Origin of the sequence: Streptomyces regalis (assembly GCF_001509475.1) — a bacterium.
In the GTDB taxonomy this organism is placed as follows: Bacteria; Actinomycetota; Actinomycetes; order Streptomycetales; family Streptomycetaceae; genus Streptomyces; species Streptomyces regalis.
Genome location: NZ_LLZG01000400.1, coordinates 18,690 through 42,280, shown reverse-complemented (window position 1 = coordinate 42,280; position 23,591 = coordinate 18,690). Strand labels below are relative to the sequence as shown.

The 23,591-nt window shown below is 70.3% G+C and carries 23 protein-coding genes; 7 read left to right on the top strand and 16 right to left on the bottom strand.

Annotation, left to right across the window (positions count from 1 at the left end; genetic code table 11):
* The 3 genes from ADL12_RS43450 to ADL12_RS43440 all read right to left on the bottom strand — a co-directional run.
* Positions 1-1,274 (bottom strand): serine/threonine-protein kinase (locus tag ADL12_RS43450; RefSeq protein ID WP_208614743.1); only part of this gene is annotated, 1,274 nt, incomplete at its 3' end.
* Between the two features lie 88 nt (positions 1,275-1,362).
* Positions 1,363-1,821: a MarR family winged helix-turn-helix transcriptional regulator gene (locus tag ADL12_RS43445; RefSeq protein WP_062713875.1), complete on the bottom strand. Its 459-nt coding sequence runs from the start codon at positions 1,819-1,821 to the stop codon at positions 1,363-1,365.
* The gene (locus ADL12_RS43440) at positions 1,818-2,420 is read right to left on the bottom strand and encodes a type 1 glutamine amidotransferase family protein (protein WP_062713873.1); all 603 of its coding nucleotides are present in this window, start codon (positions 2,418-2,420) and stop codon (positions 1,818-1,820) included. Before ADL12_RS43440 ends, ADL12_RS43445 begins: the two co-directional genes overlap by 4 nt.
* Positions 2,421-2,605: 185 nt before the next feature.
* Between ADL12_RS43440 and ADL12_RS43435 the strand changes: the two genes are divergently transcribed.
* The 3 genes from ADL12_RS43435 (at position 2,606) to ADL12_RS43425 (ending at position 5,798) form a co-directional block, all read left to right on the top strand.
* The gene (locus tag ADL12_RS43435; protein ID WP_062713871.1) at positions 2,606-3,961 is read left to right on the top strand and encodes an aspartate aminotransferase family protein; all 1,356 of its coding nucleotides are present in this window, start codon (positions 2,606-2,608) and stop codon (positions 3,959-3,961) included.
* Between the two features lie 244 nt (positions 3,962-4,205).
* Entirely contained in the window at positions 4,206-4,907 is a 702-nt protein-coding gene (locus tag ADL12_RS43430) for a GntR family transcriptional regulator (protein ID WP_062713869.1), read from the top strand.
* A gap of 240 nt (positions 4,908-5,147) precedes the next feature.
* Positions 5,148-5,798, top strand: a complete 651-nt coding sequence (locus tag ADL12_RS43425) for a phospholipase D-like domain-containing protein (RefSeq protein ID WP_062713867.1) — start codon at positions 5,148-5,150, stop codon at positions 5,796-5,798.
* On the opposite strand, the gene ADL12_RS43420 is transcribed toward ADL12_RS43425, so the two are convergent.
* The 7 genes from ADL12_RS43420 to ADL12_RS43390 form a co-directional block, all read right to left on the bottom strand.
* Positions 5,791-6,087: a hypothetical protein gene (locus tag ADL12_RS43420; protein ID WP_062713866.1), complete on the bottom strand. Its 297-nt coding sequence runs from the start codon at positions 6,085-6,087 to the stop codon at positions 5,791-5,793. The two genes, ADL12_RS43425 and ADL12_RS43420, sit on opposite strands and share 8 nt — an antisense overlap.
* 92 nt (positions 6,088-6,179) lie before the next feature.
* The gene (locus tag ADL12_RS57415; protein ID WP_244188261.1) at positions 6,180-6,428 is read right to left on the bottom strand and encodes a hypothetical protein; all 249 of its coding nucleotides are present in this window, start codon (positions 6,426-6,428) and stop codon (positions 6,180-6,182) included.
* A 157-nt stretch (positions 6,429-6,585) separates the two neighbouring features.
* Positions 6,586-10,080: an NACHT domain-containing protein gene (locus ADL12_RS43410; RefSeq protein ID WP_062713865.1), complete on the bottom strand. Its 3,495-nt coding sequence runs from the start codon at positions 10,078-10,080 to the stop codon at positions 6,586-6,588.
* Between the two features lie 146 nt (positions 10,081-10,226).
* The gene (locus ADL12_RS43405) at positions 10,227-10,640 is read right to left on the bottom strand and encodes a PIN domain-containing protein (protein WP_062713863.1); all 414 of its coding nucleotides are present in this window, start codon (positions 10,638-10,640) and stop codon (positions 10,227-10,229) included.
* On the bottom strand, positions 10,637-10,900 hold the full coding sequence (locus tag ADL12_RS43400; protein WP_228044417.1) for a hypothetical protein: 264 nt from the start codon (positions 10,898-10,900) through the stop codon (positions 10,637-10,639). The genes ADL12_RS43405 and ADL12_RS43400 overlap by 4 nt, the downstream gene beginning before the upstream one ends.
* Positions 10,901-10,928: 28 nt before the next feature.
* On the bottom strand, positions 10,929-11,561 hold the full coding sequence (locus ADL12_RS43395; protein ID WP_062713859.1) for a hypothetical protein: 633 nt from the start codon (positions 11,559-11,561) through the stop codon (positions 10,929-10,931).
* A 225-nt stretch (positions 11,562-11,786) separates the two neighbouring features.
* Positions 11,787-12,182: a hypothetical protein gene (locus tag ADL12_RS43390; RefSeq protein WP_062713857.1), complete on the bottom strand. Its 396-nt coding sequence runs from the start codon at positions 12,180-12,182 to the stop codon at positions 11,787-11,789.
* A 125-nt stretch (positions 12,183-12,307) separates the two neighbouring features.
* Here ADL12_RS43390 and ADL12_RS43385 point away from each other — a divergent pair, with 125 nt between their 5' ends.
* A complete protein-coding gene (locus ADL12_RS43385) occupies positions 12,308-13,144 on the top strand; it encodes a helix-turn-helix domain-containing protein (RefSeq protein WP_062713855.1) in 837 nt (278 codons plus the stop codon).
* Positions 13,141-13,389, top strand: a complete 249-nt coding sequence (locus ADL12_RS43380; protein WP_062713851.1) for a DUF397 domain-containing protein — start codon at positions 13,141-13,143, stop codon at positions 13,387-13,389. The genes ADL12_RS43385 and ADL12_RS43380 overlap by 4 nt, the downstream gene beginning before the upstream one ends.
* Here the strand turns inward: ADL12_RS43380 and ADL12_RS43375 are convergent.
* Positions 13,367-14,050, bottom strand: a complete 684-nt coding sequence (locus ADL12_RS43375) for a hypothetical protein (RefSeq protein ID WP_062713850.1) — start codon at positions 14,048-14,050, stop codon at positions 13,367-13,369. The two genes, ADL12_RS43380 and ADL12_RS43375, sit on opposite strands and share 23 nt — an antisense overlap.
* A 154-nt stretch (positions 14,051-14,204) precedes the next feature.
* On the opposite strand from ADL12_RS43375, the gene ADL12_RS49340 reads away from it, so the two are divergent.
* Positions 14,205-15,779, top strand: coding sequence for a tetratricopeptide repeat protein (locus tag ADL12_RS49340; RefSeq protein ID WP_063806810.1), 1,575 nt, complete (start codon positions 14,205-14,207; stop codon positions 15,777-15,779).
* Here the strand turns inward: ADL12_RS49340 and ADL12_RS43365 are convergent.
* Positions 15,776-16,171, bottom strand: coding sequence for a hypothetical protein (locus tag ADL12_RS43365; protein WP_062713849.1), 396 nt, complete (start codon positions 16,169-16,171; stop codon positions 15,776-15,778). The two genes, ADL12_RS49340 and ADL12_RS43365, sit on opposite strands and share 4 nt — an antisense overlap.
* A 139-nt stretch (positions 16,172-16,310) precedes the next feature.
* On the opposite strand from ADL12_RS43365, the gene ADL12_RS43360 reads away from it, so the two are divergent.
* Positions 16,311-19,736 (top strand): NACHT domain-containing protein, encoded by a 3,426-nt coding sequence (locus ADL12_RS43360; RefSeq protein WP_062713848.1) that lies wholly within the window; start codon positions 16,311-16,313, stop codon positions 19,734-19,736.
* 44 nt (positions 19,737-19,780) lie between these two features.
* Here the strand turns inward: ADL12_RS43360 and ADL12_RS43355 are convergent, their stop codons facing one another.
* From ADL12_RS43355 to ADL12_RS43345, 4 genes are all read right to left on the bottom strand, one after another.
* The gene (locus ADL12_RS43355) at positions 19,781-20,779 is read right to left on the bottom strand and encodes a peptidoglycan-binding protein (protein WP_079052601.1); all 999 of its coding nucleotides are present in this window, start codon (positions 20,777-20,779) and stop codon (positions 19,781-19,783) included.
* A 1-nt stretch (position 20,780) separates the two neighbouring features.
* Entirely contained in the window at positions 20,781-20,954 is a 174-nt protein-coding gene (locus ADL12_RS54655; protein WP_159053478.1) for a hypothetical protein, read from the bottom strand.
* Positions 20,955-21,013: 59 nt separating this feature from the next.
* A complete protein-coding gene (locus tag ADL12_RS43350; RefSeq protein WP_159053477.1) occupies positions 21,014-22,054 on the bottom strand; it encodes a helix-turn-helix domain-containing protein in 1,041 nt (346 codons plus the stop codon).
* Positions 22,055-22,145: 91 nt separating this feature from the next.
* Positions 22,146-23,429 (bottom strand): adenylosuccinate synthase, encoded by a 1,284-nt coding sequence (locus tag ADL12_RS43345; protein ID WP_062713845.1) that lies wholly within the window; start codon positions 23,427-23,429, stop codon positions 22,146-22,148.
* Positions 23,430-23,591 lie beyond the last annotated feature (162 nt).

Below are 23,591 nucleotides of genomic sequence, written 5' to 3'. Positions count from 1 at the left end.
CGAGCGCCGTACGGCGGGTTCGGGGCGGGCGGCGGGTAGCCGTACGACGGCTGCTGCGAGGGCTGTGGGTGCTGCTGCGGGGTGCCGTACGCCGGGTGGGGCGGAGTGCCCGGTCCGGGCGGCGAGGTCGGGCCGCTCTGTTGCGCGGCCAGGGTGGGGAGTTGGTCCGGCGGCGTCGCTCCGGCGGCCGGAGCGTGCTCGGGGGAGGCGGCGGGAGTCGGCTCCCCGGAGCCCGGCACAGCCCCGGAGCCCACCTCCGGCGAACGCACCTCCACCGGGCCGCCCTGAGCCGCCGGGCCCCCCTCCGAGCCAGGCCGGACCGACCCCACCGGACCCACCGGACCCACTGGCCCCACCGGATCCTCCGCATCCAGCAACCGCACCGCGTGCCGCCCCAGCTGCGCCACCAGCGCACTCGGCAACCACGGATCCCGGGACCGCCCCCCGGAGACGGTGTCCTCGGCCCCCGTACGCTCCAGGATCCGGTCCAGCGTCGGCCGGGCGCCGGGGTCCTTGCGCAAGCAGTCGTGCACCAGCTCGGCGATCCCCTCGGGCACCCCCTCCAGATCGGGCTCCTCCTGGGCGATCCGGAACATCACGGCGTGCGCGCCGCTGTCGACGGATCCGAAGGGCAGCGTGCCGGTCGCGGCGTAGGAGAGCACCGAGCCGAGGCAGAACACGTCGCACGCGGGCGTGATCCGGTCCCCGCGCACCTGCTCGGGTGCCATGAACCCCGGCGACCCTATGAGCGCGCCGGTGCGCGTGAGCCCGCTCTCGCCGACCGTCTCCAGCGCGCGGGCGATCCCGAAGTCGATGACGCGGGGCCCGTCGATGGTGACCAGGACATTGGACGGTTTCAGATCCCGGTGCACTATCCCCGCGGCATGGATGTCCTTGAGCGCATACGCAAGACCGGCCGCCAGGATCCGTACCGAACGCTCGGGCAACGCCCCGTGGTCGCGCCCGACGACCTGCTGCAGGCTGGGCCCGGCCACATACCCGGTGGCGACCCAGGGCACGTCGGCCTCGGTGTCCGCGTCGAGCACCGGCGCGGTCCAGAACCCGCCGACCTGCCGCGCGGCCTGCACCTCCTGCCGGAACCGGGCCCGGAACTCCTCCTGTGCGGCCAGCTCCCGCCGTACGAGTTTGACGGCGACGGTACGGCCGCGATCCGACCGGGCGAGATACACGTCCCCCATGCCGCCCGCGCCCAGCCGCGCCAGCAGCCGATACACCCCGATCTGCTGCAAATCGCCCGGCCCCAGCTGCTCCATCACACGCCCCAACCCCACCCACGCAAACCCCCGCTTACGCAACGGCCCCACGATAGTGCGGCATATGCGGAGGTGAGCGGGGCTGCGCCTACGGTTCCGTAACAGGAACGGCGATCTGGTCGAGCACCTTCGACAACCGTTCCAGAATCCGTACGGCATCGGCGAGTTCCGCCTCCCCGAAGGCCTCAGCCAGCAGCTCCGCGAAGGCCGCGTGCCCGGGATTGATCCGGGAGATCGCCGCCCGCCCCTCCTCCGTGGGCGCGAGGAGCTTGGCGCGGCGGTGGGCCGGGTTGGGCCGGTACTCGGCAAGCCCCTTCTCCACCAGCAGGTCGGCGATGCGCTGCACGCTCTGCCGCGTGATACCCATGGCACGGGCGATCCCGGAGACGGGGAGGGGTTCACCGAGCACCGCGCCCAGCACCTGCCACCAGGCCGCCGTCAGCCCGGCCGGCCGGGCCAGTTCCTCGGCGACCGCGAGGAACTGGCCGTTGAGCCGGAAGACACCGAGCGCGCTGCGGCTGAGCAGGTCCTGGCGTTCGCGGCTCACAGAACGCCGGCCTTCTCGAGTACGGCGTACGCCGTCGCGTCGGAGTCGTGGAACAGGCGGTACCAGGCGTCGACGGCCTCGTCGTCGTACACGTGCAAGAGCCGAAGGACCTCCCGGGCGAAGGCGACGGGTTCGGTGGGCCCGGCGGTGACGAGCCCACCGTCGGTGACGGCGTCGGCCTCGACGTACCGCTCGCCGCCGCCGTACCCGGTCGCGGCCAGGTAGAAGGAGACCGCGCTGGTGTGGTCCCGGTCGTCGAGCAGGCCTTCGCGGGCCAGTCCGGCCGTCGCCCCGCAGATCGCGGCGACGGGCACACCGGCGTCGAGGAACTCCCGCGCCTTGCGGGCGAAGGGGGCAAGGTCGTCGCCTGCGTCCCAGAGGTCGGCGCCCGGGAGTATCAGCAGGGACGCGTCGGACGGCCGTACGTCGTCCAGGGCCAGGTCGGGCTGGATGCGCAGGCCGCCGACGGTGGTGACGGGTTCGCGGGTGGGGCCGACGGTGCGGATCTCGTATCCGGCGCGGGCGAGCTGCGCGGTGGCGTGGCCCGGCTCCCAGTCGGCCAGGCTGTCGTAGACGGCGAGGTACACGGGCTTGCTCATGGCTCCTCCTAAAGACCCCGAATATGACAACATGCTGTCACTTGGACAGTCTGCTGTCAATGACATTCTCGTGACCCGCGTCCCCCCCTCCTCCCCCCCCGCGTCGACAACCTGTCGCGGAAACCGGCCGACCGCAGACAGGACGCCGATATCGCGCCCGTAGCCCCGATACCTACGCTCGCCGCATGACCCCTCACCCCCATCCCGAGGTCGGCGCCGCCGTGAAGGCCGCGGACCGTGCGCATGTGTTCCACTCCTGGTCCGCGCAGGAGCTCATCGACCCGCTCGCCGTCGCCGGCGCGGAGGGGTCGTACTTCTGGGACTACGACGGCAGGCGCTACCTCGACTTCACCAGCGGGCTCGTCTACACGAACATCGGCTACCAGCACCCGAAGGTCGTCGCCGCGATACAGGAGCAGGCCGCACACCTGACCACCTTCGCGCCCGCCTTCGCCATCGAGGCCCGGTCGGAGGCGGCGCGGCTGATCGCCGAGCGGACGCCGGGTGACCTCGACAAGATCTTCTTCACCAACGGCGGCGCGGACGCCGTGGAGCACGCCGTACGGATGGCGCGGCTGCACACGGGGCGGCCGAAGGTGCTGTCGGCGTACCGCTCGTACCACGGGGGCACCCAGCAGGCCGTGAACATCACCGGCGACCCGCGCCGCTGGGCCTCCGACAGCGCCGCGGCCGGTGTCGTGCACTTCTGGACGCCGTTCCTCTACCGCTCCCGTTTCTACGCGGAGACCGAGGAGCAGGAGTGCGCGCGGGCGCTGGAGCACCTGGAGACGACGATCGCCTTCGAGGGGCCGTCGACCGTCGCCGCAATCATCCTGGAGACGATTCCGGGGACGGCGGGGATCATGGTGCCGCCGCCGGGATACCTGGCCGGGGTCCGTGAGATCTGCGACAAGTACAGGATCGTCTTCATCCTCGACGAGGTCATGGCGGGGTTCGGGCGGACCGGGGAGTGGTTCGCGGCGGACCTGTTCGACGTCACGCCGGACCTGATGACCTTCGCGAAGGGCGTGAACTCCGGGTATGTGCCGCTGGGCGGAGTCGCCATCTCCGGGGCCATCGCGGAGACGTTCGCGAAGCGGCCCTACCCGGGCGGTCTCACCTACTCCGGGCACCCGCTGGCCTGCGCGGCCGCCGTCGCGACGATCAACGTCATGGCGGAGGAGGGCATCGTCGAGAACGCCGCCCGGCTGGGCGCCGAGGTGGTCGGACCGGCGTTGCGCGAACTGGCCGAGCGGCACCCGAGCGTCGGGGAGGTGCGGGGCGTGGGCATGTTCTGGGCGCTCGAGCTGGTACGGAACCGGGAGACCCGCGAGCCCCTGGTGCCGTACAACGCGGCCGGCGAGGCGAACGCCCCGATGACGGCGTTCGGCTCCGCCGCGAAGGCGGGGGGCATCTGGCCGTTCGTGAACATGAACCGCACGCATGTCGTACCGCCGTGCAACGTGAGCGAGGCCGAGCTGAAGGAGGGGTTCGCGGCGCTGGACGCTGCGCTGGCTGTGGCGGACGAGTACGCGGAGTGACGGAGCCGCCACCGGCCATCGCTTCTCAGCGCAGGTCCGCATCATCCAGCCCGTCCGGCGTTTGAGGACGAGGCCCGTTCAGGGCCGAAGCGGGGGTCTGGGGGCCGTAGGCCCCCAGGAGGCGGGGGCGAGGAAACCGCCGTTCCCCGCAGAAGTACCCCCGACACCCGAACGCGTAAGGTGGCGTGCTCGTAGACATATACGTGCACGCCACCCCATCGCGCCGACGGGAGACGCCCTGACCATGCCCGCCAACGGCAGCAACGGCTCCGTAACCCGGAGCACCCTGCGGCAGCAGATCGCGGACGCGCTGCGGGACGAAGTACTGGCCGGGCGGCTGCAGGCAGGACGGGAATTCACCGTCAAGGAGATCGCCGAGCAGTACGGCGTCTCCGCAACCCCGGTACGCGAAGCCCTCGTCGACCTCTCCGCGCAGGGCCTCCTGGAGGCCGACCAGCACCGCGGCTTCCGCGTACACGAGTACTCCGTCAAGGACTACCGCGGCATCATCGAGGCCCGCGGCCTGGTCATCGACGGCATGTTCCAGGTCCTGGCCACCGAAGGCGCCGGCCACCGGGACGCCGACGACCCCCGCGTCCTGACCGCCGTGGCCGGGGTACGCCGCCGTGCCGAGGAGGCCCAGCGCGCCGCCACCGCCGGCGACCTCACCGTGCTCATCGGCTACGACCTGCGCTTCTGGCGCGAACTCGGCGCCCTCTTCGGCAACCCCTACCTCGCCGACTTCCTGCACCGGCTGCGCGTGCAGTCCTGGGTCTGCGCGGTCCAGCATCTGCGCCGCCTCGACGACCTGCGCGGCCACCTGTGGTCCCGGCACACCGACCTGGTCGACGCCCTGATGCTCCGCGACCTGCCGACGGCCCGTTCGATCATCGCCGCCCACGACGCGGACTCCCTCGCCCTGATCGAGCGACTGGCGTCCGGATGAGCCAGGAGCGGGAGCTGCCGGAGGAACCCGAACTCCCGGACCTCTCCGTGGTCATCCCCGGAGAAGCTGGTGGGCGGGCCGGGTAGGTGGGTCGACGGAGTGTGGGTATGGGACCTGCACGAGCGGGGACTTGCATGACAAGCCCCAGAAGGGCCTCATGAAGACCCGCATAAGGGGATCCGCCCCCGAGCCGCACCGATTACCCTTCCCTGACCAACGTGCTACGCGAGGAGCCCTCTTTTGGCCTGTGACCTGTGGCTGGTGCCGCTTGTCGACGTGTTGTGCCACACCCCCGACAACCCCTTCGCCGAGGAACTCGCGCAATACAACAAGGTGCTCGCCGAGGCCGGGCTGCCACCGGTGCCGGTGTACCAGTACATGCCGGGCCTGTCCGGCGACGTCGCCCCGGTCGCCGGCTTCGACTACGACGCGCTGCACTTCCTGCGCCGCGCGTACCTGCTCCAGGTGTGCCAGCTGCCGGTGACGCCGGTCGACGAACTGGGCGGCGACTACGAGCAACTCCTGGAGATGTTCGAGACGACGGCCCAGCAGTCGCACCTGGTCTGGCACTACGACCACGCGGGCGCGTACGTCCCCGTCGACTTCCCGAACCCGCTCTCCAACGAGGAACTCCTCGCGGGCGGCGGCCCGTTGGGCTCCTCGCAGGCGCTGCTGCGGGAGCTGGAGTTCGTGGCCCCGGTCATCGGCATCGACCCGGCCAACCCCCCGACGGCCCCCCAGCCCCCGCTCGCACCCACGGCCCTGGAGGAACCGGCCGTCGCCGCCCCGTACGACCCGAGCCCCTTCGCCCGCGAACGGCACGTCTGGCTGGGGCTGCACGCGGCAGCGACACGGAGCCTGGCGCAGGGTTCGATGATCGTCTTCAGCTGACCTTCAACTGGGACAGCCCTTTCTGCAGGTCGTCGAGGTTCATGACCGGCGTGTAGTCGACCTTGGCATCGAGTTGCAAGAAGAGACCCTCCGCGAGCGGGGGCATTTGGGAGCTGTCCTGCATGTCGAAGACCAGGAGCATGGTGCGCTGCCCCTGGTCGACGGTGAAGTAGGAGGCCTCCGGCTTGATCCGCTCCAGAAGCTCCTGGACCACCTGGGGCATCTTGCCGCTGCGGATGAGGTCGTTCGACTTCTCGGTGTCGAGATTGGCCTTGAGCAGCACGCGCATAGCACTCACCTTCTTCTGTGATCGCCCCCCACCACCGCACGCTAGGGGCGCTGCGCGCGCTTCGCCCGCTCACGGCTCCATCGGGTGGACCCCTAGGGGCCGAACGTGAGGGGCCCGTTGATGTCCCGTGCCTGGACGACGGGCCCCTGGAACGTCCCCCCGGAGATCTCGTTGTGCACGTCGCCGGCGCCGGTCCGCGCGTCGTCCCACGCCTCGGCCCGGTGACGCCAGGTTTCCAGGGCCTGGGCGAAGGCCGGATCCTGCCCGGCCCGCTGGGCCAACACCTCGGCGAGCTCCCTGGCTCGTTCCGCGTCGTCCGCCGCCGTACCGAGGGCGGTCAACTCGGCCTCGCCGCATGCGGGCTGCCCGGACGGCCGACGCCTGACCAGGTCCCGCAGCGAGGCCCAGATCTGCTGGCCGGCGGCGCCTGCGGTGCGCCGGCGAGGGCCATGAGCAGTTCAGGTGCGATCTGATCCACGAACACACTCTCCCATCACTTCACTGCGGTGTGGTCTCGTAGCGGGCAGTCTGGGCATGGACGTCGTTCACGATCTTCTGTGCCAGTTCCGCTTCGTCGTCGGGCACCTCGACCCGCACCCACAGCAGGAACGCATGGTCCTCGCCCTTGTCCAGGTCCCTGAGGCCCCAGCTCCGTTTCATCGACGTCCGGTACCGGGTCCCGTCGGCGGCGGAGCCGATGGCGTAGTACGTGCGGTCCTTGTCGTCCTCCCGCCAATCGGTCCGGTCGTGGTCGGGGATCCGGTCCAGGAAGTCGCGGGTCTCGCGGCTGTCGCACGAGGAGCCGCAGTACCGGGACCTGATCTCCACGCTCGTCTTCGGCACCCACCCCGCACGCTCCCACTCCGGCACCCTCCCGCAGCTGTAGCCCACGGTGTCCTTCGCGACCTCCTCCGGACGAAGCGGGCAGTGGAGGTGCTTGGGGGCACGGAAGACGAAGTAGGTGTACGGCAGGTACCAGAGGTAGGAGCGTTCCCCGGCCCGCCAGACCGCGCCGTGCAGGGCACGCGCCGGGCGGCGCTCGTAGTGGGCGAAGCGGTTGTCGGTCTCGGGGACGCGGGTGCGCGGCACGTCCGCCAGGGAGCGCTCGTCGTTCTCCGACGACGGCACGGCGTCGGAGAGTCCGGCCCGCCGCAGGGCGTTGCGGGTGAGGATCCGCGCGACCTCCGCGACCCTGTCCCGGGTTGCGAACTCCTCTGCGTAGGTGACGGAGAGAAGGACGTTGTCCACGCGGACCACGAAGGATGCCTCGTACGGGACTGTCTCCAGGGCGGTGCGGCGTGGCTGGGCGCTGTGCCCCACCATGCGGACGGACTGGTCTCCCAGTCCGGCGTCCGCGGTCGACTGAGACCCCGCGGCCAGGTTCCGCCGGATCTCACCGATCCGGGTGGCGGAGCCGAGCGCCGCACGGTACGGGCCGCCGGTGGTTCCTTCCCTCTTGTACAGCAGGGCCGACATGGTCACCTGAACGTCCGGCGCGAACGGCGACTGTTCGCCGGCCTGGCAGTGCTGCCGGCCGGTCGCGAGCTTCCTGCCGTCCACGGTGAGCCGTGGCAGGTCCGCGGCCAGCAGGTCGCAGGCGGCGGGCAACTGGGTCCTCGGCCCGGGGGCGGCGGCCATCACGAAGGGCCCGCGGGCCACGGCACCACCGACGGCGAGCAGCAGCAGGACGACGATCACGGCGGCCGTCCGTCGCACCGGCCTGGCTCTCCGGGTGGCCGTCGGCGATTGTTCGCCGTCACCCTGGACGGTGGCGTGCGCCGCGAGCCGGTCCCGCAGCTCGACGTGGCGGAACCGGTACACCCCGCCGCTCTGGCGCAGGACGCCCCGCCGGTGCGCGTCGTCGAGGAAGGCCATCAGCCGTCGGGGCAGGTCTCCCCTGAGGGCGACGTGCCCCCGGGCCAGGGCGAATCCGAACCACGCCGACTCCACCAGCGAGCCCAGGACGCAGCTGAGATACGCGAGTCCGAGTGTCCGGATCCAGGTGTCGATCGAGGCGATGTCCTGCCCGCCGTTCGTGTTCCAGAAGAGGAGCAGGCCGGCCGCCGACAGGCCGAGCAGTTCGACGGGCAGATACTCCTCGCCGTCCCTGGCGTAGGCGAGCCAGCCGAAGCGGATCGCCGCGCGCCGGTCGGCCAGCAGCAGGGCACGCGGGGAGGGCGCGACGGACGGGTCCGCCGGACTCCACAGCGGCTTCAGCGGCTTCCGGCACATCCGCCAGAGGACCACGACGGTCACCAGCCCGAAGAACTGCGCCGTTGTGCTCCCCCCGTAGTCCAGGACGAGCCACCAGAGGAACGCGAGGGCGCTCACCGAGAGGGCGGCGGACGCCTGGTTCGGGCCCCGCCGCAGCCCCGCCCGCACCTCCTGCCCCGTCGGCAGGCGCAACTGCCGCGGCCCGTTCTGCGGCCGCGTCCGAAAGACGTGGACGCAACCGAGCACGACCAGCGCCAGCACCGCGTACCCGCCGACGAACGACAACCCCACCCACCGATCCCACCAGGGCGTCCCGTACTCCCCATAGGAAACGGCGAGACAGCACACCGCGAACGCCGGCAGCAGCGCCGCCGTCCGCAGCAGCCGCGGCACGTCCTCCACCAGCCGCCACCAGGCGAACTCGTGCTCGCCGCCCGCCTTCATCCGCGCCGCGAGGAACGCGAGCCAGGCCCGCGCCCGCTCCGGGTCCCAGTTGCCGGGCCGGTCCCGTACGTCGTGCGAGGCGCTGTAGGCGACGCTCAGGAAGGCGTCCAGGAGATGCCGCTCGACATCCCGCCGGGTGCCGAACGCGCCGGGTGCGAGCAGTTCCTGCGGGTCTGTGCCGGACCCGCCGTACGCCTCCCGGGCGAGGCCCGCCATGAGCGGCGCGCCCAGCACGCCGCGCAGTCGGCGTACCTCGGGCGAGTCGTCGGAGTCGCTGGTGAGCCGCCGCAGGACGGGGGCCCACTTGGCGTCGGCGGCTCCCTCCGGGTTCAGATAGCGGTCCAGGGCGAGGGTGCTCAGCGGCCGCAGTTCGATCTCGGTGCGATCGAAGACGCTGCCGTCCCTCACATGCCGCCGGTACTCCGGCTCCCGGCTGGTCAGCACGAACGGGCGGCGGCCCGACGTACTCGCCCGGAGTTGCTCCAGGGCGTCGGCCCGCAGTTCGCCCGGGAGTTCGTCGAAACCGTCGAGGACCGGCAGCACCCGCTGCGTCTCGATCAGGCGCCGGGCCACGTCGGCGGCGGGCGCACCACGCACCGGCGTACAGGCACGCGGGTGGGCCGCCGCGATCTGTGCCCCCATCCATCCGATCAGCCCCTCGCGAGGGTTCCAGGACGCCAGCGGCACGACGACCGCGACCGGCGCCGCCGAGCCGGGCGGGCGGGTACGCACCAGTTCCTCGGCGAGGCGCAGGGCCAGGATGGACTTCCCGGCGCCCGCGCCGCCGAGCACGACGAGGCGGCGGGTGGGCAGTCGGGTGAAGTAGGCGGCAATGGAGAGCTGACCAACAGTGCCGGAGCCGGAGTCGATGTCTGCGCCGGGTCCGCCGCCGTGGACCGTCGTCCAGTCCACGTCGAGCGGGTACGGGTCGTTGACCTGCGTCAGCCGCTCGTCCTGGGCGTACTGCAGGGCGAGGTCCCGGGCGAGCGCGTCGGCGGCCCGGCCGAGGTTCTCCTCCGACAGCCACGCGGCCTCAGCGCGCCGTACGGCGGCCTCCCGGACGCTCAGCACGACGTACAGCGCGACGGCCAGCCCCAGCAACGCCGTGCCCGCGAGCGTGGGCCCGATACCGAGTCGGCGCAGGGGCGGCAGTTCGGGTGCGTTCAGGAGGCAGACCAGCCCGAGCACGGCGAGCGCGCCGCAGCCGACGATCCGCATCGGCGCCCCGACCTGGAGGATCAGGCGGTCGACCCGACCGACCATGACGACCGGCCCGTGGAATGTCCCCGAGTCGATCCTGTTCTGCACCGAAGTGCCGCCCCCGTCGCTCCGCACGCTCCCGTCCCCGTTCCCTCCGCCACACTCCTCTGCTCAACTCCCCTTACCCGCTTACCCGTTCCCCACGAACACCAGGGCCCCGGCCCATCTGAGCGGACCGGGGCGCCGGGCGAGGGCACCCGGCGGGCACCCTCGCCTTGTGGTCATCGCTGGCGCGGCAACCTGATGGTCCGTACGAGGGGCATGTCCGCGTACAGGTCGGGTTCGACGGTCAGCACATGGCGCCCGTCTGGCCAGTCCGGCGTCGGCCGGGACAGATGGACCGCGTGGCCGAGCCGCCACTCCACCCCGTCACGCAACAGCCCACCCACGGTGGACGCCCCGGCGAAGTCCAACTCGACGATCTCCACGGCGGGCAGCGCTCCGACATGCTCGGCAAGTCCCTTGCGCATGCCGTCGGCAGCGGCCAGGCAAAGCGCCGGAACGTACACATGCCGAGTGGGCCCGTGCTCGGTGTTCGCGACGAACTGAGAGGCCAGCGAGTTCCCCGAGCCGAGCGCCAGCAGGGCCGACTCGTCGAACACGACGCCGGTCGACCCGGCCCTCGCCGCGCTCACAGGCTGTCCACGGGCCGACCGGCCTCAAGGTCCTGCCAGACCTTCTCCACCCTGTCGTGGTCTTCGTCCGTGAGCGTCACCCCGAAGTGCGTCTCGCAGTACGCCTTCGTCTCCTCGTACCGCTTCCGCAGCTCCTCCTTGGTCGGCGTGGCCCCCGCCAGCTCGGCAATCAGGTCACGCATGGTCATCCCGCGCTCGCGGGCGAGGACCATGAGGCGGTCACGGACAGCGGGGTCGACCTTGACGGTGGTGTCAGCCATGACGACAGTATACCGTCGGTATACCACCTCAGGCCGCTCTAGTGCGACGGTCATCGAAAACACTCCATTTCTCTCGAAGGAACCGCCAGGCGAACCCTCGCCGCCTACGGAAATCAACCTCAACAGCCCCGACAGGAACGCCTGTTGGTGCCACCCGGCGATGCAGCCCGTCCCGCAGCCGAGCCTCGATGTGGCCGTACGCCGAGCCCGCCCACCGAGGCCAGCCACCCGTCACCGCCGCCCGCACCTGGGCACTGCTCGCGCCCCGCCGCCACCACTCCTCCACCAGCGGCGCGAGCCGCCGCGCCTCGGCGCCGTCGAGCGTGAGACGCCGGTCGTACTCCCCGAGCAGGAGGAGCAGACGGACGGCTGCGGCGGTCCGCCTGCCCGGCGACGCAGCCCGGCCGGGCACTTTTTTGGTTTCACCCGTTCGTGGCGCGGCTTCGTACGGGGCGTCGAACACCTCGTAGACGACGGAGAGTTGGCCTGCCGCCCCGTCGCCGCGCCCGTCCCGCACGACCCGCCGCAGATACCGTCGTTCCTCCAGTTCACGCAGGGCGGCGACGATCCCCGCCCGCTTCTCGACACTCGGCGAGGCCAGCGCGCGGAGGGTGACGCGGGTGTGGTGCGGGAGGGCCAGCAGGTACGTCAGTACGCTCACCGCGCGCCAGGAGATGCTCCGGTCACGGAGAAGGGCGGCAGACAGGCCTGAAAAGACGCGGGCAGGCGTCGTACGATGAGTACGCATCCGGAGGGACTGCTCCTGGTGTCGAGCCCCCGGGTGTTGGCGCACCGCGGGGGCATTTCTGTTGGCGTGACTCTAAGGCCACGCAGAGCGACGATTGCAAGTCGAAACCGCCTTTTCCCGGGCGGAAGTTCGCGTTCTTCACTCCTGAGAGTGAAGGGCGGTGCACAGCAGACGCGTGTGGACGAGGCGGTCGGGGGTCGTGGGCCGATAGCGCCAACTCAAGGGCCAGGTCGGACCGTTGAGCGCGGGTACCGGGATGTACGAGACATGGCCCGCGCTTGCGGTGAAGCGGGTGACGCCGTCGGGCCAGGCACGATGGGACACGCTGCCCACGGGCACGAGGAAGTACACCCCGCGCCGACCCGTCGCCGTCTCGACGATGGGCCCCGGATCGCCGCCGGTCATCCGCGCCAGCCAGTCGGCGACGTCCCGGCCCTTCTCGCCGTCGACTCTGATCGCGTCGAACTGGACGCCTGCCTTGCGGAGTTGAACGCCGGTGGCCGGGAGCCAGGTCAAGTCACTTTGCGTATTCACGGGGCCAGTTTGCGGGTGCGGGGCTAGCGTGATCCATGACTCTGAGTCGTCGGTTGAACACGGTTGAGTGGCGACGTCCGTGAGTTGTGACCGGTTGAGTTCGGTTGAGTTCGGAGGTGACCGCAATGGCGCGGGCGGAGAACAAGACGGAGGCAGGCGGTACGGCCCATTTGGTCGCCGCCCTGGCGAAGGCGTTGCGGGAGCAACACGGGTTGACGCAGCCGCAGTTGGGCGAGAAACTCGGGTACACGGCGGCGGCAATCAGCGCGATGGAGACGTGTGCGCAGCCCGCGAGTGATCAGATGCTGGTGGGGTTGGAGCAGGAGATCGGGGGCGGGCTGGGGGTCTTCGAGAAGGCACGTGAGTTGATGCGGCTGGACAAGTACCCGGCGCAGTTCAAGAACTACGTCCTGCTGGAGCAGCGGGCGTTGACGCTCTCCACGTACGTCACCTTCGTGGTCCACGGCCTCTTCCAGACGGAGGAGTACGCCCGTGCGCTGATCGGCGGCGGCTATCCACCGCTCAAGGACGAGCGCGTGGAAGAGCTGGTCGAGGCGCGGTTGGCGCGACGGTCGCTCTTCGACCGGGATCCGACGGCACTGATCGAGCTGATCATCGAGGAGTCCGCACTGCGACGTACGATCGGCAGCCGGGAGGTCATGCGCGGGCAGCTACTGCGCCTCGTGGAGTGCGCGAAGCGCCGCAACGTCACGGTCCATGTGCTGCCGATGGGCTGCGGGCTGGACGGTGAACACGCTGGCGACCGCGGTGACGTGACGCTCGTGGAAACCCCCGATCACGAGCACCTCGTCTACCTGGAGCCCCAGGACGAAAGCATCCTCGTCAGCGAGCCTGCCAAGGTGACGACATACATGCACCGCTATGCGAAGATCCGATCACAGGCCCTGGGTCCACGGGAATCGCTGGGCCTCATCGAGCAGTTGGCAGGAGAATTCCAGTGACCGGCACCCTGCGGTGGTTCAAGACCAGCTACAGCAGTGACAGTGGCGGCGAATGCCTCGAAGTCGCCTACGCCTGGCGCAAGTCGTCGTACAGCAGCAGCAGCGGCGGCGAATGCGTCGAAGTCGCCCTCTGCCCCCACACCGCCACCACCATCCACATCCGCGACTCCAAAAACCCCGACGGCCCAAACCTCACCGTCTCCACCGACGCCTGGGCCCTCTTCATCGGCGACGCCGCCCACTGAGGTCGCCGTCGAGGCGTTCCTTCAGTGCCGCCCCGGCCTTGAACAGGACATCGTGGATGCGGGACTTGTCGAACAGGGGAACATCCAGGTCCCTGACGGTTTCATTGACGTCCTGCATCCGCTGGAGCACCTCGCGGGGCAGCCACAGGCCGGCGTAGGGCGAGGGCGACGGAAGGCGCGGGACGCCCCGGCGGTACGGGCGGCCGGGATCGTCGTACTTCGCATGCCGGGCCAGGAGCAGGGCGAACCTCGCGTTCAGGTCGGCGTGGGCCAGGACCGGCAGCTTGGCGGAAGGGTGCTCGGCCTGCGCGACGGCCTCCTCGGAGAGGCCGATGTGCGGGATGACCAGTTCTCTGGGCAGAGCGAAACCGCTGAGGCGCACATAGTCGTAGGAGGCCAGGGCCGGCTGCGCGTGCGCCATGCTCACCGTCGGCTTCCCGAAGTGGGCCCAGATGACCGCGAGCGGGTGCAGAGCGGTGCCGCGCAGCCATGCGTAGCGCAGCACGTCGTCGTCGCTCTGCGCGGTGCGTATCCGCTTCTCGGCGAGGCGGGCAGCGCGGAACAGTGGTGAGGCGAACTTCCGGGACTCGTCCCCGGGTTCGAGGGCTCCGCGTATGAGCGCGACGATCTGTGGGGTGTCGTCCGACGCGTTGGGGTCCATCTCTTCAGGCCACTGGTACGGCCGCATTCCGTCAAGAAGCCAACGTTGTCCCCAGTTGCTCGTGTGAATGCTCAACTCCATGGTTTCAAAGGGGAGTTAATGCCTACGCTGGTTTGCGGAGCAGTCAGTGGTTCGTGAGCGACGGGGGATGCCCATGGAAGACGAAGTCCAGTCCACTCATGTGCGCAACGAGATCTGTGACGGATATTACGGCGATGTCGTCATGGCGGGCAGCATCCGCGGCGATGTGCACTTCCACCAGGGCCAGCGCGACGAACTGAGCAATCTCCAGAACCCGGTCATCGTCCGGGTGCGGCGGCAGCCCGGTTCGACCTTGGCCGACCTGGTCGTGGACGCCGACCCGCCGAGGCCCATGGCGCCCAGCGGCACGCTCTACATCGTCACTCTGCAGGCCCGGCCCACGACGCGGGCGGTGATTCTGCGCGCTGCCCGGGTCGTCGTGGAGTCCCGTCGGGCTCCTCGACCGGCCTGTCTCAAGCCCAGGATCGGCCGGGCGATGGCGCCCCGGTACTTCAAGACCGAGCTGGACACCGACCCGCCACAACTGCACGCGCAGGGGCCGGACTTCCCGTTCTCCATCAGCGCCACCGACGTGGAGGAGTTCCACTTCGAGGCCGTCGTGCGGAGCTACGAGGTCCGCTGGCGGATCGAGCTCGACTGGGAGTGTGCGGAATACGAGGGAACCGTCGTCATCGACAACAACGGCGAGCCGTTCGAGGCGTACCCAGTGGCCGCGCTCTATTCCGAGGACCGCGCTCCGTCCCCGATCAACTCGGGCTGCGGGTTCATCGGCCATGAACCCGGCTGCCCGGCTCTCCGCTTCGAGTCCGAGCCGGCCCCAGCGATCCGGCCCACTCAGCGGGCCGCCGTGTCCGACGACCCCTATCGTGCGGTACTGGACCGGGACGCCGGCCTGCGGGTGACCGATCCCGACGACCCGGCCTCCTGGGACGACTACCGCGCGCTCGCCAGTCAAGTGCGGATGCTGCTCGGCCGCCCGGACTTCGCCGGCCAGGAGTCCGCGCAGTTCCGTGACCTTCTCGTACGCGTCGTGCGCTACTTCTTCCTGTCGGGCCAGCATCAGGTCGGTATCACCGTCGCGCGCCCGGTTCACCGCCAGTGGGCCGCGAACCTCGGGGAGGATCACCGGGACACCCTGGCCATGGCCAACAGGCTCGCCGGATGCCTCTTCGGCTCCGGGAAGCACCAGGAGGCGCGCGCCCTGTGGGAGGACGCACTTCCCCGGCTCTGCAGGACACTGGGCGAATCGCACGCCGACACCCTGAGCGTTGTGGGCAACTTGGCCGCGAGCCTCAACGCGCTCGGCGAGCATGAGCGTGCCAGGGATCTGATGGAGGACAGGCTGCGGTTGAACAGGCAGGCGCTCGGCGACGACCACGCCGAAACCCTGCACGCGGTCTCCAACCTGGCGATCAGCCTCTACCAAACCCGGGACTTCGAGGGGGCGCGGGCTCTTCAGGAGGACGCGCTCACCCGCTATCGGCGCACCCTCGGCGAGGACCATCCCCAGACCCTGCACGAGGCCGCCAACCTCGCCTTCACCCTCGAGGAACTAGGAAAGGCCGAGGCCGCGAGGGCACTGGACGAGGACACCTGGCAGCGCCGCCGACGAGTGCTGGGCGAGAACCACCCGCAGACCCGGGCGTCAAAGGCGCGTTGCCGTCGGGAAGGCCCCGCGGGTCCCTAGTTACCGGGGTTCCCGAAATGAATGGACCCGTGGATGTCCCGCGCCTGGACGAGATTGCCGTGGACCGTGCCCTCGGACCGGTTGGTCACGTCACCGGAGCCGGTCGACGCCGGTGGCGCGGGCGCGGGCTCCAGTGCCTCGGCCTGACGGCGCCAGGCGTCGAGTGCCGCGGCGAAGTCGGGGTCCTGGCGGGCGCGCAACGCCAGGACCTCGGCCAGCGCGCCGGCCCGCTGCTCGCTGGCCGTCGCCTGCGCGAGAGCCGTCAGCTCCGCCTCGCCGTCCGATGACCGGCGGGTGACCAGTTCACGCAGCGTCGTCCAGATCTGCTGCCCCGCCGCACTCGCGGTGCCGCCCGCGACGGCCATGAGCAGTTCGGGTGTGATCGGGTCCATGGGCGCCTCCGATGTCGTCCAGGACTGAGCCTAGGGCACCAGAGACGATCACGGCGCTCGAACTCCCGTATGCCGAAGCCCTGTTGGCCTACCGTGTATCTTGCCGACGATCCGACAAGAGCCATCGCGCGAGGGGCACATGGCGCACGAGGGACCCGACCCGGCCGGGAATCCGGAGCAGCCGGGAAGTACGACGAACATCAACCTCGGCGACACCTTGAACCTGGTGCAGACCGGGGTCTTCAAGGGCAACGTCGTCTTCGCCGGAGGCAGCGGCACACCCTGGCCGGCCTTCGCCTGGCTGACGGCGTCGATGCTGCTGTCCGCCGCGGCGGGGCTCCTCGGCTGGCTGGCACTGGACCGCGTCTCGTCACCAGCGCCGGCTGGCCCGACGTGGGCGCTGGCCGGGGCCGGGCTCACCTGCCTGGGCGGCATGAGCTGGGGGCTGCGCAGGTGTTCGGCGGCGTGGCGGGCGTACCGCAGTCTCGGCATGCGCCACCGGCTGCTCGTCGCCGCCGACCATCTGGCCCACGCGACCGCGGCAGCCTGGCAGAAGGAAGAGAAGGCGCTGCGGCTGTACGACCCGAAGGCCATGCCGGTGCGCTGGCGGACGGCCACCGGCCACGACAGTTGGGAGATCATCTGCGACGGCGACAAGGACGTGTCACCGCGCGACCTGGACGGGCAGTTCGCGGACATCCTGGCGGTCTTCCGCAAGGTCCCCTCGCGCCGCCTGGTCGTCCTGGGCGGACCAGGGTCGGGGAAGTCCGTCCTCGCCGTGCGCTTCCTGCTGGACTACCTCACTGACCGCCGCGAAGACCAGCAGACCGCACCCGTCGCCGTACTCCTGTCCTTGTCCTCCTGGAACCCGTCAGCGCAGCCGAAGTTCATGGAGTGGGCCGCGAGCCGGATCGCCCGTGACTACCCCGCGCTCGCCGACATGGGCGGCACCGGTTCCTCGGCGGCGGCCGAACTGCTGGACAACGGACGGCTGCTGCTGGTCCTGGACGGATTCGACGAACTGGCCGCGGAGGCGCGCCCCCAGGTTCTGAGGGCCCTCAACGCCATGCGGGGCCGCGATGAGGGCAAGGTGCTGCTGACCAGCCGTCCTGCCGAGTACGCGGCGGCGGTCGAGGAAGCGGGGTTCCTGAGCGCCGCCGCGGTGATCGAGCTCGAATCGCTCGGCACCGAGGACCTACGGCACTTCCTGCCGCTGACCGTCGGCACCAACGGCCGTAAGACCTCGGATGGTTCGGACAACCACGACGGCCCGGGCGGCAAGGACCCGTCCGGCGACTCCAAGTGGCAGCCCGTCCTGGACGCCCTGTCGGGCAGCGGCTTGGTCCACGGCCCCGACGGCGAACAGAAGTCGGCCCGCGCCGCCATGCTCCGCGACGTGCTGTCCACCCCCCTGATGGTCGCCCTCGCACGCACCGCCTACAGCGACACCTCCGCCTCCCCCGACGAACTCCTCAAGTCCAAGCGGTTCCGGAAACGCGAGAAGGTCGAGGACCATCTGCTCGACCAGTTCGTCACGGCGGTCTACCGCACACCTCCGAGCACCTACTCCACCCCCACCGACCGCTGGTCTGCCGATGAGGCCAGGGATTGGCTCAGGTCCCTGGCCCGGCGGCTGCAACGGCTCGGGCTGCGCGAGATCGTCTGGTGGCGGCTGAGCCCCGGCGTCCCCGAGGCCTGTCGGCTGGCGCTGGAGACGGCCGCTCTCGCGCTCACGCTCGGCGTGACCGGGTGGCTGGTGTTCGGCCAGCCGCAGCGGACGGAACAGCCGCCTCCGCCGGCCGCGCTGATCGTTCAGTCGGCGGTCTGTCTGATCGCGCTGCTGACCCGACGGCCCCGCGGCACGGACACCGGGATCGCACCACGCCGCCTGGTGGTGCGCGGACGGCTGCGCGCGTTCGTCACACAGGCCTCGCTCGCGGCCGCCGTCGTCCTGCCGGTCGGGTTGGCGATGCGGGTCAACCCGGTGATCCTGGCCGTACTTCCCTTGCTCTTCGGCATGCGCAGGCTCGTCGACCACGCCGTCGACATCTCCCGGGCCGGCAGCCCGCAGGAGTTGCTGCGGGCCGACCGTACGGCGGTGGTGGTGCTCGCCCCCGTGTACGCCCTGCGCGGCGAGGGCCCGGGCGCGGTCCGCTCCTGGCTGCTGGCCTTCGCGGCCCTCGGCCCCCTGCTCGTCACGGCCGCCTGGCACCGCACCGGCGGCCGTGATGTCGTGGGCCCGCTCATCTGGACCGCCGGCGGAGCGAGTTCGTTCATCGCGCTGGCCCTGCTCGGCGTAGCCGGATCGGCCTGGTGGGGATTCACGGCCACGCGCATCGCCCTCGCGCTCACCGGCCGCCTCCCCTGGGGGTTCGCCTCCTTCCTGGAGGACGCGCACCGTCGCGGGGTGCTGCGTCAGGCGGGCGGGGTCTACGAGTTCCGCCACGCCCGCCTGCAGGACCGGCTCGCCGGCGGCACCGCCCCGCAGCCCGCACCGCCGCGCCGCGCGCTGCTGCCTCCTCCGGGGGCCAACCTCACGGCCATGCCACTGGCCCTGGTCGCCCTGCTCAGCGTGAGCTTCACGCCGGGTGCGCCAGGGCCGTACGACTTCGCCGGCGTGTACTGCCCGATCCTCGACGACCTCCCGCAGGGCTATCACGCGTCCCTGGCCGACGACGACACCGACGCGACCGCGGGCGACGAATCCGACGTGGACGCGGCGGACGACTGGAAGGCGCTCAGCTGTATGTGGACCGGCGAGACGGACATCGACTCCGCGCCGCCCCTCGACGGCAGCTCCTGGATACCGATGCCCGACACGAGTTACGTGGGTACCTACAGCCTTCAGTTCCGCATCACCGTCGTACCGCCCAAGACGTCCCGCAGTGCCGTCGACATGGCCTCGTGGGCATTCGACGAGCTCAGACGCAACTACGGCGACCAACGCGTCCCCGGTCTGGGGGACGAGGCGCTGATCGACGGTCTTCAGGGCGGGATCTCCCGGGTCCTCGTCCGCACCGGGAACATCGTGATCCAGACGACCGTGACGGAGCAGCGCAGCGCCTGCCACTCGACGGTAGGGAACATCGCCGTCACCCAGACCGCACAGACCTTGCGGGAACTCGGCGTCAAAAGGGGTATCGCACCGCCCGATTACGAGGCCGATCGCTGGTGCGGCACGAGCAGCGGAGCGCAGGACGAGGATGCCTCCGAGACACCCGACCCCACTCCGTCGCCCGCTCCGGAGGAGACGGAGGAGGAGCCGCCGCTGCCGACGGAGCTGACGATCGAGTCCGACGGCACCCGCAAGTCCCATGACTGTCGGGGCGGTCGGGTGGAAGTCTACGCCGACGAGGTGCAACTGACGCTCAATGGCAACTGCGGGGAGGTGTCCGTCCACGGCGAGCTCAACTACGTCGCCGTGTGGCACACGGACGAGCTGAGCGTCGGCGGCAACCGCAACACCGTCTACTGTGTGGAGGCGGCGAAGGACGTGTACCGCCAGCCCGCTCTCCCTGGCGAGCGGTACACGACCTACCACACGATCATCAACTGTTACCCGTGACCGATCGCCACAGGTCCCGCGCTGGTCCTACAGGAACCCCCGGGTCAGAACTTGCCCGCGTTCAGGGCCTTCTGGAGGTAGCGGGTGGTGTCCGGGCCCCACTTGCCGTCGACGCCCGAGCCCACCTTCTTCTGGAGGGCCTTGACCGTCTGCGGACCGATGACGCCGTCCGCGGTCACCTTCAGGTAGCCCTGGAGGGCCTTCTTCGTGAGCGGGCCGAAGGAACCGTCCACGGACAGCTTCGCGCCGTGCGAGTTCAGCGAACGCTGGAGCGCGGCGCAGGTCGCGGGGCCGAACTGGCCGTCGACGACGAGCTTCCCGGCACCCGGCGGACGCGGAGTCGGCTTCTGCGGCTTGGTGCCGCCCTTGAGGGCGGACTTCATCATCTTGTCCGAGGCGGGCCCGTACTCACCGTCGGCGGTGAGGCCGTACTTCTTCTGGAAGGCCTTCACCGCCGACTCGGTGGCAGGGCCGAAGTCCCCGTCGACGACCAGCTTCGAGCCCATGACCTTGTTCAGGTTGCCCTGGAGGGTCTTCACCGCCGCGCCCTTGGAACCCCGGCGCAGGATGCCGTCGGTGGGCGGGAGCGGCGCGGCGTTGCCGTAGGCGGGGCGGCCGTAACCCACGATCTCGGAGGAGTAGCGGTCCCGGCGCAGGACCTTGTCGCTGGTGTTGCCCTCGATGGTGGTGATCTTGCCGCTGGAGTGCACGGCCTCGACCACGCCGACGTGGTCGATGTTGTCGATGGACCGGGTGCCGCTCCAGTCGAAGAACACGACGTCGCCCGCGCGGATGCCGCCGACCCCGTAGTGCCAGCGCCCCTTGGACTGGAACCTCCGGGCGTGTCCGACCGTCCACGCGTGCTTGCCGAAGATCGCGTCGAGGTTGTCCGACTTGGCGGCGGCGTAGCTGACGGTCATGTTGCACCACGCGTCGTCGAAGCCGTACCAGTCGGTGATGAAGTTGTTGTTCGAGCCGGGCGGGTTCTCACCGGTGCCGATCAGCTTGCGCATCTGCGCGAGCATCCCTTCCACGGATCCCATGTCACACCACCCCGTTCTCGGGGAACGCGGCGATGTCGCCCTTGACCACGACCTTCGGGTCCTGGCTCACCTTGCTCTGGTCCGGATCGACGTCGAAGATGCCGGCGCCGCCGCGCGGCTCCACCGCTCGCGGGGCGGCTGCCGTCGCCTTCACCTGCGCTTCCTGTTCGGTCATGCTCTTCCCCCATGGGTTCTGCCGACAGATGCCGGGGGTACGGCAACTGCCGTGCCCCCTCAGGAAGTTGAGTCTGCTGGGACGGCGGAGACCTGTCGTTGGCGTGGCGCGCACTGTTTCTGTGCAGGGAGCGCACCCGCGCGAAAGCCGGTCGGCGTGATGCCGTACGCGGCGCGGAACGCCCGGCTGAAGTCGGCCGGCTGGGCGAAACCCCAGCGCGCCCCGATGGTGTGGACGGGCAGATGACGCAGCGCCGGGTCGGTCAGGTCGCGTCGGCACCGCTCCAGCCGCTGGGCCTTGATCCAGGCGGCGACGGTCAGCTCCTGCCCCTGGAAGAGCCGGTGCAGATAGCGGGTGGAGATGTGGTGTGCGGCGGCGACCTGGTCCGGCGTAACCCGCCGGTCGTCGAGGTGGTCCAGGATGTACAGCTGGATCCGGCCCAGCAGTACCGGGGCTGCCGGGCCCTCGTCGTCGCCGAGCCGGTGGTCGAGCAGGGTCCGCGCCAGCTCGGTCACCGCCGTGGCCAGTCGCAGTTCGTCGATCGGCCCGTACGGCGTCTCGTCCCGCGCGAGGCCGGACAGGAACTCCGCTACCAGCAGGGCGAGTGGTTCACGACCCGGCAGCTCCCGCGCGACCAGTCCCTGCAGGCCGTCCCGCTCCGCCCACGGCAGGTGCGCGGTGACCACCGTGTTCCGCGGTCGGGTCAGGTGCAGGCGGAACGGCCGATCCGTGTCGAGCAGTACCGGGCCGCGGGCCCCGACCCGCACGCTCCGCCCTGCCTGTTCGAGCACCGCCTCGCCGCCCGGCGCCAGGACGAGGTGGTACCGGGCCGCGCGTGCCCCGCCCGGCCCGGGCGTCCCCCGTACCTCCGCGGCCGGACAGTCCACCGCGGACACCCGTACGACGCCCAGCTGCCGCGCCCGCACGGTCGCGCGGAACCCCTGGTCGGCCGAGACGCTGACCGGCCCGTACAGCCCGCTCAGCACCTTGGCCCATGCCGTGACGCCCCGAACCGTCCTGTCCTCGCGGATGGCCGGGTGCGCTGACTCCGTCGCCCCGGCGGCGCCCGCCGGTCTCCCCCTGAATGACTGAGTACGCATGACGTCAGGGTGACGAACGCACATAAACGTCCGATGGATGCGCACGGAAACGCCCGGCCGGAGGACCGGCCGGGCGTTTCCACTCCCTGTCCTACAGGAACGAGTTGATCTCGATCGTCTCGTCCCGGCCCGGACCCACGCCGATCGCGGAGATCGGCGCGCCGGACATCTCCTCGAGCGCCTTGACGTAGTTCTGGGCGTTCTTCGGCAGGTCGGAGAAGGACTTGGCCTTGCTGATGTCCTCGCTCCAGCCCGGCAGCATCTCGTAGACCGGCTTCGCGTGGTGGAAGTCGGACTGGGAGTACGGGAGCTCCTCGACGCGCTTGCCGTCGATCTCGTACGCCACGCAGACCGGGATCTCCTCCCAGCCGGTCAGGACGTCCAACTTGGTGAGGAAGAAGTCCGTCAGGCCGTTCACGCGGGTCGCGTACCGGGCGATCACCGCGTCGAACCAGCCGCAGCGACGGTCACGGCCGGTCGTCACACCCCGCTCGCCGCCGATGCGGCGCAGCGCCTCGCCGTCCGCGTCGAAGAGCTCGGTCGGGAACGGGCCGGCGCCGACACGGGTCGTGTACGCCTTGAGGATGCCGATCACCCGGCTGATCTTCGTCGGGCCCACACCCGCACCCGTGCAGGCGCCGCCCGCGGTCGGGTTCGAGGAGGTGACGAAGGGGTACGTGCCGTGGTCGATGTCGAGGAGGGTGCCCTGGCCGCCCTCGAAGAGGACCACCTTGTCGTCCTCCAGCGCCTGGTTGAGGACCAGGACCGTGTCGGCGACGTACGGCTTGATCTTCTCGGCGTAGCCCAGCAGCTCCTCGACGACCTGGTCGGCGGCGATCGCGCGCCGGTTGTAGAGCTTGGTGAGAATCTGGTTCTTGGCGTCGAGGGCCGCCTCGACCTTCTGCGACAGGATCGACTCGTCGTAGAGGTCCTGGACGCGGATGCCGACGCGGTTGATCTTGTCGGCGTAGGTCGGGCCGATGCCGCGACCGGTCGTGCCGATCTTCCGCTTGCCGAGGAAGCGTTCCGTCACCTTGTCCACCGTCACGTTGTAAGGCGTGATGATGTGCGCGTTTCCGCTGATGAGGAGCTTGGACGTGTCGACGCCGCGCTCGTTCAGACCGCTCAGCTCGGAGAGCAGGACCGACGGATCGACGACGACGCCGTTGCCGATGACCGGGGTACACCCCGGGGAGAGGATTCCGGAAGGGAGCAGGTGGAGGGCGTACTTCTGATCACCCACGACTACCGTGTGGCCGGCGTTGTTGCCGCCCTGGTAGCGCACCACATAGTCGACGGATCCGCCTAGCAGGTCCGTCGCCTTTCCCTTGCCTTCGTCACCCCACTGAGCACCGAGCAGCACAAGTGCGGGCACGCGCGTACACCCCTTCCGGGCGGGGCATGTCCAAGGTCAGGGGTGTACACGGAGGGTCTTGACCGTGTACACCACGACAGGTCGCGACCGTCGTTGGCCGTGAACCGTCGGACCGGATGGCCCCGGAATAGACGAAGCCCCTGGCGCAATAGCGCAAGGGGC